The sequence below is a fragment of the Ekhidna sp. genome (assembly GCF_040223195.1).
Taxonomy (GTDB): Bacteria; Bacteroidota; Bacteroidia; order Cytophagales; family Cyclobacteriaceae; genus Ekhidna.
The window spans coordinates 150,687-163,567 of sequence record NZ_JAVKDX010000022.1; the positions used below are offsets into that span (position 1 = coordinate 150,687).

General features: G+C 44.1%; 15 protein-coding genes and 3 tRNA genes. 7 read left to right on the plus strand and 11 right to left on the minus strand.

The genetic code is table 11. From position 1 onward, the window contains the following. Window positions 1-109: 109 nt before the first annotated feature. Window positions 110-907: an SDR family oxidoreductase gene (locus RLN88_RS14255; RefSeq protein ID WP_350222086.1), complete on the plus strand. Its 798-nt coding sequence runs from the start codon at window positions 110-112 to the stop codon at window positions 905-907. Here RLN88_RS14255 and RLN88_RS14260 read toward each other — a convergent pair. After that, window positions 900-1,616 (minus strand): SH3 domain-containing protein, encoded by a 717-nt coding sequence (locus tag RLN88_RS14260; RefSeq protein WP_350222087.1) that lies wholly within the window; start codon window positions 1,614-1,616, stop codon window positions 900-902. The genes RLN88_RS14255 and RLN88_RS14260 overlap by 8 nt on opposite strands. A gap of 95 nt (window positions 1,617-1,711) precedes the next feature. Between RLN88_RS14260 and RLN88_RS14265 the strand changes: the two genes are divergently transcribed. Then, window positions 1,712-1,784, plus strand: a tRNA-Lys gene (locus tag RLN88_RS14265). A 37-nt stretch (window positions 1,785-1,821) separates the two neighbouring features. Here RLN88_RS14265 and RLN88_RS14270 read toward each other — a convergent pair. From RLN88_RS14270 to RLN88_RS14290, 5 genes are all read right to left on the minus strand, one after another. After that, a complete protein-coding gene (locus RLN88_RS14270; RefSeq protein ID WP_350222088.1) occupies window positions 1,822-3,456 on the minus strand; it encodes a sensor histidine kinase in 1,635 nt (544 codons plus the stop codon). A gap of 23 nt (window positions 3,457-3,479) precedes the next feature. Beyond that, on the minus strand, window positions 3,480-3,854 hold the full coding sequence (locus RLN88_RS14275; protein WP_350222089.1) for a LytR/AlgR family response regulator transcription factor: 375 nt from the start codon (window positions 3,852-3,854) through the stop codon (window positions 3,480-3,482). Between the two features lie 236 nt (window positions 3,855-4,090). Continuing rightward, window positions 4,091-4,172: transfer RNA gene (locus tag RLN88_RS14280), tRNA-Leu, on the minus strand. 128 nt (window positions 4,173-4,300) lie between these two features. Next, complete coding sequence (locus tag RLN88_RS14285; protein WP_350222090.1) at window positions 4,301-5,107, minus strand: GyrI-like domain-containing protein; 807 nt, start codon at window positions 5,105-5,107, stop codon at window positions 4,301-4,303. Between the two features lie 18 nt (window positions 5,108-5,125). Continuing rightward, a complete protein-coding gene (locus RLN88_RS14290; protein WP_350222091.1) occupies window positions 5,126-5,338 on the minus strand; it encodes an SRPBCC family protein in 213 nt (70 codons plus the stop codon). A 41-nt stretch (window positions 5,339-5,379) separates the two neighbouring features. On the opposite strand from RLN88_RS14290, the gene RLN88_RS14295 reads away from it, so the two are divergent. The 3 genes from RLN88_RS14295 to RLN88_RS14305 all read left to right on the plus strand — a co-directional run bounded on the left by RLN88_RS14295 (window position 5,380) and on the right by RLN88_RS14305 (window position 6,625). Then, window positions 5,380-5,778: an RDD family protein gene (locus tag RLN88_RS14295; protein WP_350222092.1), complete on the plus strand. Its 399-nt coding sequence runs from the start codon at window positions 5,380-5,382 to the stop codon at window positions 5,776-5,778. Between the two features lie 77 nt (window positions 5,779-5,855). Continuing rightward, window positions 5,856-6,440: a TIGR00645 family protein gene (locus RLN88_RS14300; RefSeq protein WP_350222093.1), complete on the plus strand. Its 585-nt coding sequence runs from the start codon at window positions 5,856-5,858 to the stop codon at window positions 6,438-6,440. A gap of 101 nt (window positions 6,441-6,541) precedes the next feature. After that, a tRNA-Leu gene (locus RLN88_RS14305) sits at window positions 6,542-6,625 on the plus strand. A 283-nt stretch (window positions 6,626-6,908) separates the two neighbouring features. On the opposite strand, the gene RLN88_RS14310 is transcribed toward RLN88_RS14305, so the two are convergent. The 5 genes from RLN88_RS14310 to egtB form a co-directional block, all read right to left on the minus strand. Then, entirely contained in the window at window positions 6,909-7,553 is a 645-nt protein-coding gene (locus RLN88_RS14310) for an SCO family protein (protein ID WP_350222094.1), read from the minus strand. Next, window positions 7,550-8,152 carry a toxin-antitoxin system YwqK family antitoxin gene (locus tag RLN88_RS14315; protein ID WP_350222095.1) on the minus strand — a complete coding sequence of 201 codons (603 nt, stop codon included), beginning with the start codon at window positions 8,150-8,152 and terminating at the stop codon, window positions 7,550-7,552. Before RLN88_RS14315 ends, RLN88_RS14310 begins: the two co-directional genes overlap by 4 nt. Before the next feature lie 76 nt (window positions 8,153-8,228). Continuing rightward, window positions 8,229-9,026, minus strand: coding sequence for a YHYH protein (locus RLN88_RS14320; RefSeq protein WP_350222096.1), 798 nt, complete (start codon window positions 9,024-9,026; stop codon window positions 8,229-8,231). A gap of 72 nt (window positions 9,027-9,098) precedes the next feature. Further along, the gene (gene egtD, locus RLN88_RS14325) at window positions 9,099-10,049 is read right to left on the minus strand and encodes an L-histidine N(alpha)-methyltransferase (RefSeq protein WP_350222097.1); all 951 of its coding nucleotides are present in this window, start codon (window positions 10,047-10,049) and stop codon (window positions 9,099-9,101) included. A 7-nt stretch (window positions 10,050-10,056) separates the two neighbouring features. Beyond that, window positions 10,057-11,313 (minus strand): ergothioneine biosynthesis protein EgtB, encoded by a 1,257-nt coding sequence (egtB, locus tag RLN88_RS14330; RefSeq protein ID WP_350222098.1) that lies wholly within the window; start codon window positions 11,311-11,313, stop codon window positions 10,057-10,059. Window positions 11,314-11,552: 239 nt separating this feature from the next. Between egtB and RLN88_RS14335 the strand changes: the two genes are divergently transcribed. Together RLN88_RS14335 and RLN88_RS14340 are read left to right on the plus strand one after the other, a co-directional pair. Beyond that, window positions 11,553-12,053: a CAP domain-containing protein gene (locus RLN88_RS14335; protein WP_350222099.1), complete on the plus strand. Its 501-nt coding sequence runs from the start codon at window positions 11,553-11,555 to the stop codon at window positions 12,051-12,053. Between the two features lie 50 nt (window positions 12,054-12,103). Next, on the plus strand, window positions 12,104-12,790 hold the full coding sequence (locus RLN88_RS14340) for a head GIN domain-containing protein (RefSeq protein ID WP_350222100.1): 687 nt from the start codon (window positions 12,104-12,106) through the stop codon (window positions 12,788-12,790). The last annotated feature ends 91 nt before the right edge of the window (window positions 12,791-12,881 follow it).

Below are 12,881 nucleotides of genomic sequence, written 5' to 3' on the forward strand. Positions count from 1 at the left end.
TGGTGATAATGCACTAAAGGCACAATGGGTTGCACAGATTACATTTTTCTCGAAAGTTTTTCATTGTGGGTTATCTTGGCAAAAGTTATACCAGCAGCAAATTTTGAACATGCAAAAAGTAGCAATCATAACAGGTGGATCTTCAGGGATTGGTAAGTCATTGGTGCTAAAATACGCCAGCGAAGGATACGCAGTTGTATTTACCGGAAGGAATGGAGAACGTATGGCCCAAGTGGCAAAAGAGCTGGGCGAGCGGCCTCACCTGGCACTGGAACTAAATGCAGGAGACAGGGACGACAATCAGCGAATGGTGGAAGAGACTGTTCAAAAATTTGGTCGGATAGATGTGCTCATTTGTAATGCCGGGATTTCCATGCGTGCACTTTTTGAAGATGTGGATTTGGACGTTTTCAAAAGCCTGATGGATATCAATTTTTATGGAGCCATCTATGCCACGAAGTTTGCGCTTCCACATTTACTGGAAACAAAAGGTACAATTATAGCCATCTCCTCCATCAATGGGTGGCGCTCTACTCCTGCGCGCACGGCCTACTCCTCATCCAAGTTTGCCATGCAGGGATTTTTCGAGTCGCTACGAACCGAGGTGATGACTCGTGGCGTGCATGTGCTGGTGGTATGTCCCGGATTTACCAGCTCCAATATTCGAAATGCAGCACTGACAGCAGATGGAAAGGCTCAGGGGGAATCCCCTCGCGATGAGAAGAAGATGATGACCTCCGATGAAGTGGCTGATCGCACATTCAAAGCTGCCCAAAAAAAGAAACGAGATTTGATCCTGACATTTGAAGGAAAGATGGCCGTTTTTCTTAACAAGATCATACCATCCCGTCTGGACAAGATGATCTATAACATGATGAAAAAGGAACCGGATAACCCGCTTAAATAACCTTCAATTTCCCATTCCTCACAAAGACCTCCTTACCATCCCAGATAATTCTGGCCCACACTTCATCCTGATCCAGCACTTTCACTTTGTGGCCTTTTGTCAGCATCTCAATGGGCTCTGCGCCAGCCGATGGCCCGGATCGAAGCAAGGTATTGTCTGAAATGATGATGCCCTGAGCTGAGGGTCTCAGGTTCAAAACGGAAAACAGCATGACTGCAAGCACAATCTGGATGACAAAGGCGCCCATTGGCTTCTGGTCTTCCTGTTTTTTTTTGTAGATATATACAGTCAGCGCTACCATCAGGACGACCAAAAGAAGCATGATCCAAAGCTGATTCTTGTGAAGGAGCGCAAGAAAATAACTGAAATCGTCATAATCATATCCGCTCAGCTCGTTTTCCTTCACTATCTCCTCGATTTTCCCAATTACCTGACGGTCAGCAGACTCCTCGTAATATTTATTCATGAAGTAGAGTGCATCGGCATAGTTGCCCAGGCCATCCTGAATAAAGGCCATTTTTAGTAGCATCGATGAAGAAGCCTTGCCCTCCGCAAAAAGCTGATGATATTTGGAAAAAGCCTCGGTGTATTTCTGCTGGTCGAAAAGTGAGTCAGCATGAGTCAATAATTGATTTTGCGCCTTCAAGCCGCCCATCGTGCAGAAGAATAAAATTCCCAGAAATAATCTCACCTTTATTCGGTAAATCATGTGGTATTATTAATTAAGATTTCTATTTTTGCATCCGCAATTTAAGACAAGGGTCTTGAATTGCACTTCTTTTTATATGAAAGGAGATTTAAAATGACTGGCTAGCTCAGTTGGTAGAGCAACGCCCTTTTAAGGCGTGGGTCCTGGGTTCGAATCCCAGGCCAGTCACATCAAGTCCCGGTTAAATGCCGGGATTTTTTGTTTCCTACCTCTCAGATTTAGGTATTTCTATCTCCACGCGCGTGCCCTGTCCTGATTGGCTACTCATAGAAACCTTGCAATTGTTCTTCTCCAGAAGCTCCAGGCTAAGCCCAAGTCCAAGCCCTGTCCCCCGCTCACCTTCCGTGCCAGCGCTCGAAGACTGAAATTCCCGTTTCAGGATCGAGGCTATTTTTTCCTTATCCATGCCTATGCCACTGTCCTGGATGGCTAGCTTGATGTAGCTTCCGTTCCCCACAGCAGATATGGCCACAGTGCCTTTGGGCGGGGTGAATTTCAACGCATTGTGAATTAAGTTTCTAAACGAAACCTTGAGATGATTTTTGTCCGCCCAGACCTTCAGACCTTCAGGGATGTCCACTTCCATAAGAATCCCCTTCTTCCTGATCAATTCTGCATACAGGTCAATATTACTTTCCACTACCTCCCTGATATCTACATCAGTTAGTTTCACATTGATGCCATCCAGCTGGGTGCGGGCCCACTCCAGCAGCGTATTCATGGTATCCTGCAGCGCGCCCACTTTTTCCTTCACGTCTTTTTGGTACTTGAAAAAGTCCTCCTGAGAAAGGGCCCCATCAGATGAAACAGCGAGGAGGCCTTCGAATAAGTCCAGAGGGCTTTTCAAATCATGGGCAATGATCGAAAATAACTTATCCTTGGACTGATTGGCGTCATCCAGCTTATTTCTAGCAGATTCCAGTTTGGTTACATCATTGACAAATACCGCTACTCCCACCACTTCATTGTCATTTTTTATAGGTGTGTATTTGCCTCCTGCGTAAAACGTGGTGCCATCTGGCAACTCGGTCAATTCCAGAAATTCCGGACTCTCTCCCCTTAGAGCGGCTTCAACCAAAGGTTGGTGCTTTTCCAGAATATTGGGCGGCAGTACCTCATCTAGGCGGGAACCGATGATTTTGTCCCTCTTCATTCCGAACGCCCTTTCATAGCTGAGGTTTACCATGCGATACTTCAAGTCCTTCCCCACCAATCCGATAAAAAGCGGCACACTGTCAATCATAGAATACAGCAGCTCATCCTTATCCTTCAACCTCATAAACGCCTTTAACAACGACTGTCTAAAAGCCTCCGCAAACAGGAAAATCAGCAAACATAGAATACTCGTATTCTGAAGATTTATGAAAAAATTGAAGTCATATGGATTCCCCATATAGCCTTGCTTGACAAACTTGAGCCACATCAATACGGCATAGATGATCAAAAAACCAATATATCTGAGCTTGCTATCATACAGCAGGTAGTTTACAGCCATAAAGCCTATCAGAATATTTTCGGTCTCATTGAACCTTCCCTGCTCAAAGGCAACAAAAGAGGCCAGAATCAATGTGGAAACAGATAGAAGAAGGAAATAGGCCCTTGCCGCTCTATACTTTCGCTTATAATTGAGGTATAAAACCAGTGCAAACAGACTGCCACCTACCATAGTGACATAGAATTGAGGAAAGAGGTTTTCAATTCCAATAAGAACAGTCACTCCATAAGTGACAAAAATGGTAACCAAAGAGAGGCTATTGATGAACAAAACCCTTCTGTAATGGAGTGGATCTTCCAGCCCATCAAGCCCCAAATGGTTGATTTTAGCGATTAATCTCTTCATGCAACAGGCGAACCTGCTGGATCTTAATGATCTAACAATTTAATGCATTTGTGAATGGCATTTACCAACTGATCTGAATTTTTCAGTGGCTTCTGAATGAAGTAGACGTACTCCACGTCATAATTTTCCATGACTTCTTCGGGGTGGCTGGAGATCACGATCGTCTTTGGCTTATGGTCACTAAGCTCCAAAACTTCAGGGCCCTCCAGTCCGGAAATATTGATATCCAGCAGCAAAATATCCGGCTTATCCAGATCAATGCGCTTGGCAGCATCGAGCGTATTGTCACAGTTGCCCAGCAGCTCTACCTCCGCAACTTTTTTTACCACGATCTTCAAAATCTCCACAAAAGCGGGATCGTCTTCTACTATCAGGCAGGTATATTTTGAGTCACTCAATGCTTGAAATGATAAATTGAAAGGAGGATAAAAATAGGGTCTTTTTCCGTCATCCAAAAACCAAGATAGCCCGATCCGTCAACATAAAATTCAAATTTATCCTCATAAAGTAAAATTTTATCTTCAGAGCCACATTAGATTGATGATTGGGGGATGCTAAGGCAGGGAGTGGTGGCGGGCGAACCGGCACTCTCCGCTAAATAAAAAATCCTCCTCAGAAAACTGAGAAGGATTCGTACCTGAGGCCGGAATCGAACCGGCACTCCTTGCGGAACACGAGTTTGAGTCGTGCGCGTCTACCAGTTCCGCCACTCAGGCATATTTCTTTTGCCAATATAAGCTGGTGTTTTGGTAAACGGTGGGCAAAAGTATCTAATCACCCATAACATTGCAATAAAAAAAGCCTCCGAAAAAAGGAGGCCTTCTTATGATCTGATTTTCAATTGTTAATTCACCGGATAATACACTTCCGTAATCCATTTGGTAGTATCCGCTTCCATGCTTGGGTCTGTCACATACACTTCCCACGGCATACCTGTTATTTCATAGCCATAGTACCCGGCGTATTGATTGATTTCTTCATGTGTAGCCTCCAGATTGTTATAGCTACCATAGTGTATTGCCCTGAGTGCCGCGCCTTCAGGAGATTGCCGGATTGTTACAACCTCACTATCAATGGTGGACTCCTCAGTAACAGGAATACCGCAGATCATGCCAATGCTGGTTTCGCTATACTCTGTGGTAACAGCCAGCGGATAGCCTTCGCCCATGGTAGCGCCGCTCTGAGTAATAGCAGCCATAATTTGCCCATAGGTATCTCCCATCGCCTGTGCTATCTCATCCGGATCGTGGGAGGTAGTTACTGCCATACCTGCATAAGTAATAGCTGCCACTTCTTGAAGAGAAATATCAGCTTTAAAATTGGGTCGGTTTTCTACCCGCTCTTTGAGTGCGGCCAGTCCCTCCTCATAAGGTGGGCCTAAAAACATCTCCAGTCCTACTACCATCATCTTTTCAAAACCAGACACACCGGTGATGTCAAATGTCCATGTCACTTTAGTTCCACCCTCTGTTTCTTCCAGAATAAATGAGGCGGTTGGCTCCTCCTCGCCTTCATCCGTGAAATCCCGATTATTGTTTTGATCAAATCCCATGTCCATGGCCACAAACGCATTTTCCCTCACCTCAGTAATCTCCATATACCCGTTTCCCACATTTTCATCGGAGCTATACCATATTTGCTTTGCACCCACACCGCTGGATGGGCCTTCCTATTGATACTCGGCATTTGGATCCATCTGAAACCATGGTGACCATTTGTTAAACGTTTTGAGGTTGGAAACCTCTGCATAAACCGCACTGGCCGGGGCATTGATAACTACCTGCCGCTCCAAATGACCGGCCGATGGCCCGAAAAGAACCAGGCCAAGTGCCAGAACCACCACTACCAGAATGATGATCCCAAGAATTTTAAGAATTTTCATAGTTAGATTGTTGAATTTTGTGATATCTAAAGTTAAAAATTTTGCAAGAGAAAACCCCTAAATACGCCGGTTTCTGGAACAGGCTTCTGGCACACAATATCGACCTCCTTCCAATTCTTTTGTTGTTTTATGGAGTGTCTTTTATTGTCCCCAGTTCAGGATATGACTATCTGCTCATTAGCGGAATATATTTTCTTTACCACTTCACATTTGAAACCAGTGCTATGCAGGCCACACCTGGAAAAAGATGGACAAAAATCAAAGTAACCGACTCAAACGGCAATCATCCATCAATGCATCGAACCGTCATTAGAAACTTAACAAAGTTTCTCTCACTGATACTTTTCTTTGGAGGGTTTATTGCTATCATTTTCGACCAAAAGAGACGGGCTCTACATGACTATATAGGGGGTACGTTAGTATTATTTGATGAAGATTAGCTTAATTTGATTTTTTTAGAAGTTTACGTTTAAATATTCGATTATATTTCAGGTCAAATTCTAACAATTCATAACCTATGAGTAATCAGGAATCCCCGATAAAGCGGTTTGAGAATTTTTTTGAAGGCTTCATGTTCTGGAGTAGATGGGTACAAGCTCCTCTATACACCGGTTTGATTATCTCTTCATTTTTCTACTTATACAAGTTTTTCCAGGAGTTGCTTCACATCATCCAGCATACTGTGGATTTTCACGAGACTGAGATGATGCTGGGGGTATTAAGCCTGGTGGACATTTCCATGGTGATGAACCTTGTGGTAATGGTGACCATAGGTGGGTATTCCATCTTTACCAGCCGCATTGATGTGGACATGCACGATGACAAGCCGCTATGGCTGGAAGATCTGGATGCTGGTCAGTTGAAAATTAAACTTGCAACATCGCTTGCTTCGATTTCCGGGGTTCAGTTGTTGAAAACATTTATCGATTACCGGGAGGCAGTAGAGAAAACAAGCTCCGAAGGTATTGTAATGGAGATCGTTATCCACATGGTATTCATTACTTCGGCATTGCTACTTGCACAAACTGAAAAGATCACTCACAGCTACAAGCATGGAGCCCATGCAGAGCCAGCGAGTAGTGATTCTTCCAAAGAGCATTAATTAGGGATACATTGAAAATATTTAGCCGGGAGTTTCTTCCGGCTTTTTTTATTTCTCATCGCTAAGGGATTTACCATCAAAAAGTTATTTTTGCCCTCCCTGCGCACGTGGTGAAACTGGTAGACACGCCATCTTGAGGGGGTGGTGGGAGCAATCCCGTGGAAGTTCGAATCTTCTCGTGCGCACTCTTTCATTCTGAAAGTGCTCGCTTCTCCTTTTTAAATACTAGCAATCCCGTGGAAGGAGGTACGCCTCTCCGATCGAATCTTCTCGTGCGCACTCTTTCATTCTGAAAGTGCTCGCTTCTCCTTTTTAAATACTAGCAATCCCGTGGAAGGAGGAACGCCTCCCCGATCGAATCTTCTCGTGCGCACTCTTTCATTCTGAAAGTGCTCGCTTCACAATTTACAAGTGCCTGCAATCCCGTGGAAGGAGGAACGCCTCCCCGATCGAATCTTCTTGCATTGATTACTCTCCCAAAAGCTGCCGAATATCTTCAATCATCCTTTTCATCTCCAGCTTCAAGGTACCGTTATAGATTCCCCTGATTCTTCGTTTCTGATCTATGAGCACAATGTTTTCGGTGTGGAGAAAATCATCCAGATCGGTGACACCTTTTCCAAATCCTTCATCCACAAAATAGGCCAGACGACCCATCTTGTACAACTCTTCTTGCTCCCCGGTCACCAAGTGCCACTGATCTGAATTGATATCATTTTGCTGTGCATACTCTTTTAATCTAGCCACACTATCCGCCCATGGCATCACAGTGTGTGAAAGTATCTTCACCTGATCATTTCCTTTAAATTCGTTTTGTATCAATGAAAGATTGGCTTCCATTTTGGGGCAAACAGTGGGACATAGAGTGAAGAAGAAATTGGCCACATACACCTTCCCGTCAAAAGTCTCATTGGTGATCATTTCACCCTCCTGATTTACAAATTGAAAATCTGAGATTGTGTGGATTTGCTCATAGGCCGGATCACTTTCATCAATCCACTGAGCGGTGAAGGTGGCCTCCGAATAGAAAGGAAGTGATAACTCCTCGTTCCCTTTCGTTGAGGAGCATCCAATCACAAGTGCAATAAGGGGTATGTATTTTAGTTTTTTCATTTTTCAATTCCTTTATAGGGATCAACAGTCTTTGTGGCTCCATCCAATTTGGTACATCTTTTTATTCCCTGAAGGCCGTACCTCCTCCCATTCTCCCGCACGATATAATTTGATCTTGGCTTGCCGTCCGGCCTCCATACTTGCTGCCTGCCAAATTCTTTCCCATTCACATAATTCATATCAGCAGCCAGCAGACCAGTATCAAACCACTCCTTATGGTTGCCTTCGTTAAATCCATTAACAAAATGGTACTCGAACGCTTTCACTCTGTTTGGGTGATAGCCGATATGAACACCATGCTTTTCACCATCCAAATATGTACGTTGATATTTGATTCCTCCATTTTGATAAAAGGCGGTTGTCATCCCATTTTGCTTTCCATCAAAGTATCCGGTCTTTACTGAGATTGAGTCGTTGGAGTACTTCTCAATTAAATAACCGGAAAATGGAAGTCCGTTATAGCTGATTTCTCCGGTCTGTTTTTTTGTAATTCTTTCATCAAAAGCTGAAATCATCAATTCAGGAATTTGGTAGACTGTAGCTACCGGCTCATTGACTAGGCTTTTAGATTCACTACATCCAATTATCAGTAAAATCAAGAACCCAATTATTCCTATTTGCTTCATGGTAAAAAAGCCAGCTCAGCTTTCGCCAAGCCAGCTATATCGTTAAATGTTATTGTGTAATAGTTCCTGCCTCACCGTAAAAACCATCACCATTGATCCAGGGGAGGTCTGCAGTGATGTGATAGTGGTAAACTCCATTCGGGAAATCCTCGGTAGCAGATGTGTGACCATGGTAGTCATCCAAATCATCATTGGTAATTTCTACGCCATTTTCCATTGGCCCATACACCGGAAAGCCATCTAGCAAGAACCCTAAAAATGCATCAGATCCTTTATTTTCAGTCAACCAAATAGGCTCGATGTGATAGTGATACGCATCACCAGCCGGGTGGCCCTCGTATTGGTCGAATGTATTGAGTTCCTCCAAAATATCATCCCCCGGAGCAGCATTCTGATTAAAGAAAACCACACTGTTTATGGAAATCCCCATTGGCCCCATTGGTGTGGATTCTTTATTGGCCGCTTCTGCAGGGTAGCGTGGGATTTTAAACACATAGTTTTGTGCCGCTATCTCTCCTGGGTTTTTCTTAAAATCAGGATTGTCTGGCTCATCGTATGCTTCATACAATGGATCTGCCAGTGGATAATACATGCTCTTGTGATCGGGAAGATTGGAAGATGTGATGGTGACCCAGGTGTCGTCGAATGTGACGCTCAAGGCATCAGTGTTGTAGAATTTAGAAGCCAGGATGCTAATGTCAACCTCGTCTTCCGTTTCATTTTCATCGTCCTCCAGCTCGTCCTCCATTTTATCATCTATTTCCTCCTCAGCATCATCGCCTCCACAGGCCATAAACATGATCATACCAAACATCAGAATGGCTAGTTTCAAATTGAATTTTTTCATTGTTGTCATCTTTGGTTTCTTATTCGACGGCCAACAGTGAAAAAACCCACCCCTTAAAATCAAAAATTACATCTATTTCTCCCAGAGCACATCGGCAAACCATTTATCACTATCCAGGAAAGTTTTGAGAGATGTAAACCCGGAAGCATCTGCTAATGATTTTAGCTGCTTTTGATCATATTTTTTTGAAATCTCCATGAATATGGCTTCCCATGATCTGAATTCGATCTCGTCACCATCGATGGTCACCGTTTGCTCTGTTTGACTAATCAGGTAGCTACGACATTCACCGGTGTGAGGATTGTAATAGGGATAGTGAATGAACTGATCCCGATCAAAATCAGCACCCAGTTCTTGATTGATTCGATCCAGTAAGTTCAGGTTAAATTCCTTCGTGACCCCCTGGCTATCGTTGTAAGCATTTAGGATAATGGAAGGATCTTTCTTTAAATCCACGCCCATAAATAGCAAGTCCCCTGGCTTCAGAAATTCCTGGAGTTTAGAGAGAAATCCCTCCGCCTCTCCCTGGCCAAAATTCCCCACTGTTGATCCAAGGAAGAATACGATATCTTTTTCCGGACTCTCCGAAATCTCAGCCAAAGCATCAAAATAGTCTCCTTCGTAAGACTCAATGCGGAGGTTTGGCATTTCAGCTTTCAAGTTTCCTTCCAGAATTTCAAGCACATTGCCAGAAATATCCACCGGCGTGTAGGCAAAATCAGCACCTGCATCAAGAAAATGTTTGAGCAGCACTTTGGTCTTTGAACCATCCCCTGCCCCCAACTCAATGATTCGGAAAGGCTCACCTTCATCAATCGCCTCAAGGATTGCAGCTTTGTGGGTTTCGAATATCTCCAGCTCCTTTCGGGTGAGGTAATATTCATCCAACTGCATAATCTGCTGGAAAAGCTCATCGCCCCGGACATCATAGAAATACTTGGATGGGAGATGTTTTTTCTCGGCTTGCAGGCCTTCCATAACATCCTCTGCAAAGGGGGTGAGCGTCGTGGATTCTTTTGTCATTCGTGTGTTATATGTGCTTTGCTAAACGGATACCCGAAAACATCCATCGCAAATGTGGATGAAAGAAATTACGATATGTAGCTCTTATATGGTTTCTGGGCGTACCAAAAGAACCGCCGCGAAGCACCATTTGGTTCACCATAAATTTCCCATTGTACTCCCCGAGTGCCCCCTCAGGTGGGCTGTAATAGGGATAAGCCACATACGGACTGGACGTCCACTCCCAGACATTGCCAAAAAAATCAAAATCGGAAGTTTGGATTGGTCGGAAGTGATCCTCCTCTACAAAGTTTGCTTCCGCCAGTACGTTTGGAGAGTACATCTTGCAGGCAATCTCCCACTCCTGCTCGGTCGGTAACCTGAGCCCTTTCCATTTTGCAAAAGCATCTGCCTCGTAATAGGAAACATGACAAAGCGGGTCATTTTCATTTACTCGCTCAAAGCCACTTAGTGTGTAGTGCCACCACTCTCCCCCATCCTGCTGCTCCCAATATCGTGGAGCTGAAATTTTATTTTCATTGACCCAATCCCACGCTTCTGACAACCATAACAAATGATTTTCATAGCCTCCATCCTTTATAAATTCAAGGTATTCTCCACACGTCACCAGACCTGATGCTATCTGATATTCGTGAACGAAAACTTTATGCCTTCCTTTCTCATTGTCAAAATGGAACGCCTCGCCCTCAAAACCAACTTCATAAATACCCTCATCTACGTTGAGCCAGTCCGACTTTTTTTCCACTTTTTTCACAGATTTGGGAGTCTCGATGTATGGCGGATACAGTGGATTGTCTCCTAAAATGCGCTTAATGTCATACAAAAAAAGCTCCTGATGCTGCTGCTCGTGATTCAAACCAAGAATGACCACATCGGCCACTTCCTGCGAAAGCTCTCCCTGAAGAAACTGCTCCATGTGCTCATTCACATAAGCGCGATACTCAAAGACTTCCTTGACGGTAGGACGAGTAAGCTGGCCCCTGTTTGCCCGAGTCCAGCGCTCACCAGCCGAGATGTAGTAGCTGTTGAAAAGGTATGGGTACTTTGGATGGAAGAGCCTGTAGCCCCTGACATTGGGTACCAAAACGAACGTTTCAAAAAACCAGGTTGTATGTCCCAGGTGCCATTTTAGGGGGCTTACGTCTGTCACCGGCTGCACCACAAAATCCTCTATTTCAAGTGGATCACACAGGTGTTGGGTTTGGTTTCTAACGTTTTTATAACTTTCAAGAAGACCAATAGTGAGTTTAGTTTCCGATTGCAAAACGATTATAGATTTTTTCCAAGATAAAACATCTTGACGGGAGAAGCCATGAAAATTGGACGTTTTTGAAAAAAGAAACCCTATCCCGACAATGCAGGATAGGGCCCTCAACTAACCAAAAAGACAAGAACAATCTATGTTCTAAACTACCTGTCCCATTCATGACAAAATCCCTGCCAGATCATTTCACGTATACCAAAATCGCATACTTATTTCGTTAAAAAACCTTAAAATGCACTATGAAAATAACCCTTTACTTCCTGAGCCTACTTTGGCTTTCACCAATGCCAAAAGGTGATGAACAGGCTGTCCTCACTGCTGATGAAATCCAAATGGTCCTTGACAGGCATAATTACTGGAGAGCTGATGTGGGAATAAATGATGAGCTGGAGTGGTCTGATGAAATGGCGAAACTGGCGGCAGACTGGGCCAGACAATTGAAGAAGAATGGATGTGCCTGGGAGCATCGGCCAGATAATAAGTTTGGCGAAAATCTCTTCAAAGGAACTGCCGGGGCATTCAATGCCGCCTATGTGGTGGATGCCTGGGCCAGCGAGAAAGCAGACTACAATTATTTTAAAAATAAATGCAAACCCGGCAAGATGTGCGGACATTATACACAGATCGTTTGGCAAACAACCACGAAGGTAGGATGCGCCAAAATAGAATGTGATGGCATGGATATCTGGGTGTGCAACTATGATCCGCCAGGCAACTGGGTGGGAGAAAAGCCCTACTAGGTGCAACCTTCCTCCGTACAAATTGTCACTAACTAAAAAAACAACTCAAAATGAAGACTTTTATAACCTTACTATTATCAGCTGCTATTTGCCTCCCATCTTTTGCTCAGAAGCGAACGGTGGACGCTGGGAGCTTTAATGAACTATCTCTTGGCATTCCTGCCAATGTGTATTTAAAGCAGGGAAATCAGAAAGTAGAAATCGAATGTGATGACGACATTTTTGAAGAGATCGAGTTTGAACTGAAAGGTGACCGGCTGGTGATCAAGAAAGAAGGAATACAAATGTGGGGAAGTAGCTGGAGGAAATCTGAGGTAAATATTTATATCTCCATGCAAGAAATTGAGGAGCTATCAGTAAGCGGGAGCGGGATGATAGAGAGCGATGGCAGGCTTGAAGTCGAGGACATTAAACTGTCAGTGAGTGGTTCGGGAGATATTGATCTGGACTTAAGAAGTGATGAGCTTGACATGAGAATTTCCGGCTCTGGCAGCATTATCCTGAATGGTGAAGCATCTGAGGCTGAAGCCAAAATCAGCGGATCAGGAAAAGTAAAAGCAGAGGATATGACGGTTGGGGTGTTTGAGGCATCCATTAGTGGGTCGGGTAGCTGCTACATCACCGCAACGGAAGAAGTGAGTGCCAATATTTCCGGCAGTGGAAGTGTGTACTACAAAGGGGAACCGAAGCGAGTAGTGAGCAATTCCTCCGGAAGTGGCAAAATCAGGAAAATGTGATTAGATCGAAATAGAAGCAAGGTAAAGCCCGGGAGACCGGGCTTTTTTATGTAATCTCCCTTTCAGGTATTTCAACCTTTAAATTTCAAGA

Bases quoted from the DNA above. Each gene is read 5' to 3' on its own strand.
- egtD (WP_350222097.1), bottom strand. From the start codon at position 10,049: ATGACAAAAGAATCCACGACGCTCACCCCCTTTGCAGAGGATGTTATG.
- RLN88_RS14300 (WP_350222093.1), top strand. From the start codon at position 5,856: ATGAGTAATCAGGAATCCCCGATAAAGCGGTTTGAGAATTTTTTTGAA.
- RLN88_RS14310 (WP_350222094.1), bottom strand. From the start codon at position 7,553: ATGAAAAAACTAAAATACATACCCCTTATTGCACTTGTGATTGGATGC.
- RLN88_RS14290 (WP_350222091.1), bottom strand. From the start codon at position 5,338: ATGAAAATTCTTAAAATTCTTGGGATCATCATTCTGGTAGTGGTGGTT.
- RLN88_RS14340 (WP_350222100.1), top strand. From the start codon at position 12,104: ATGAAGACTTTTATAACCTTACTATTATCAGCTGCTATTTGCCTCCCA.
- RLN88_RS14320 (WP_350222096.1), bottom strand. From the start codon at position 9,026: ATGAAAAAATTCAATTTGAAACTAGCCATTCTGATGTTTGGTATGATC.
- RLN88_RS14270 (WP_350222088.1), bottom strand. From the start codon at position 3,456: ATGAAGAGATTAATCGCTAAAATCAACCATTTGGGGCTTGATGGGCTG.
- RLN88_RS14255 (WP_350222086.1), top strand. From the start codon at position 110: ATGCAAAAAGTAGCAATCATAACAGGTGGATCTTCAGGGATTGGTAAG.
- RLN88_RS14260 (WP_350222087.1), bottom strand. From the start codon at position 1,616: ATGATTTACCGAATAAAGGTGAGATTATTTCTGGGAATTTTATTCTTC.
- RLN88_RS14335 (WP_350222099.1), top strand. From the start codon at position 11,553: ATGAAAATAACCCTTTACTTCCTGAGCCTACTTTGGCTTTCACCAATG.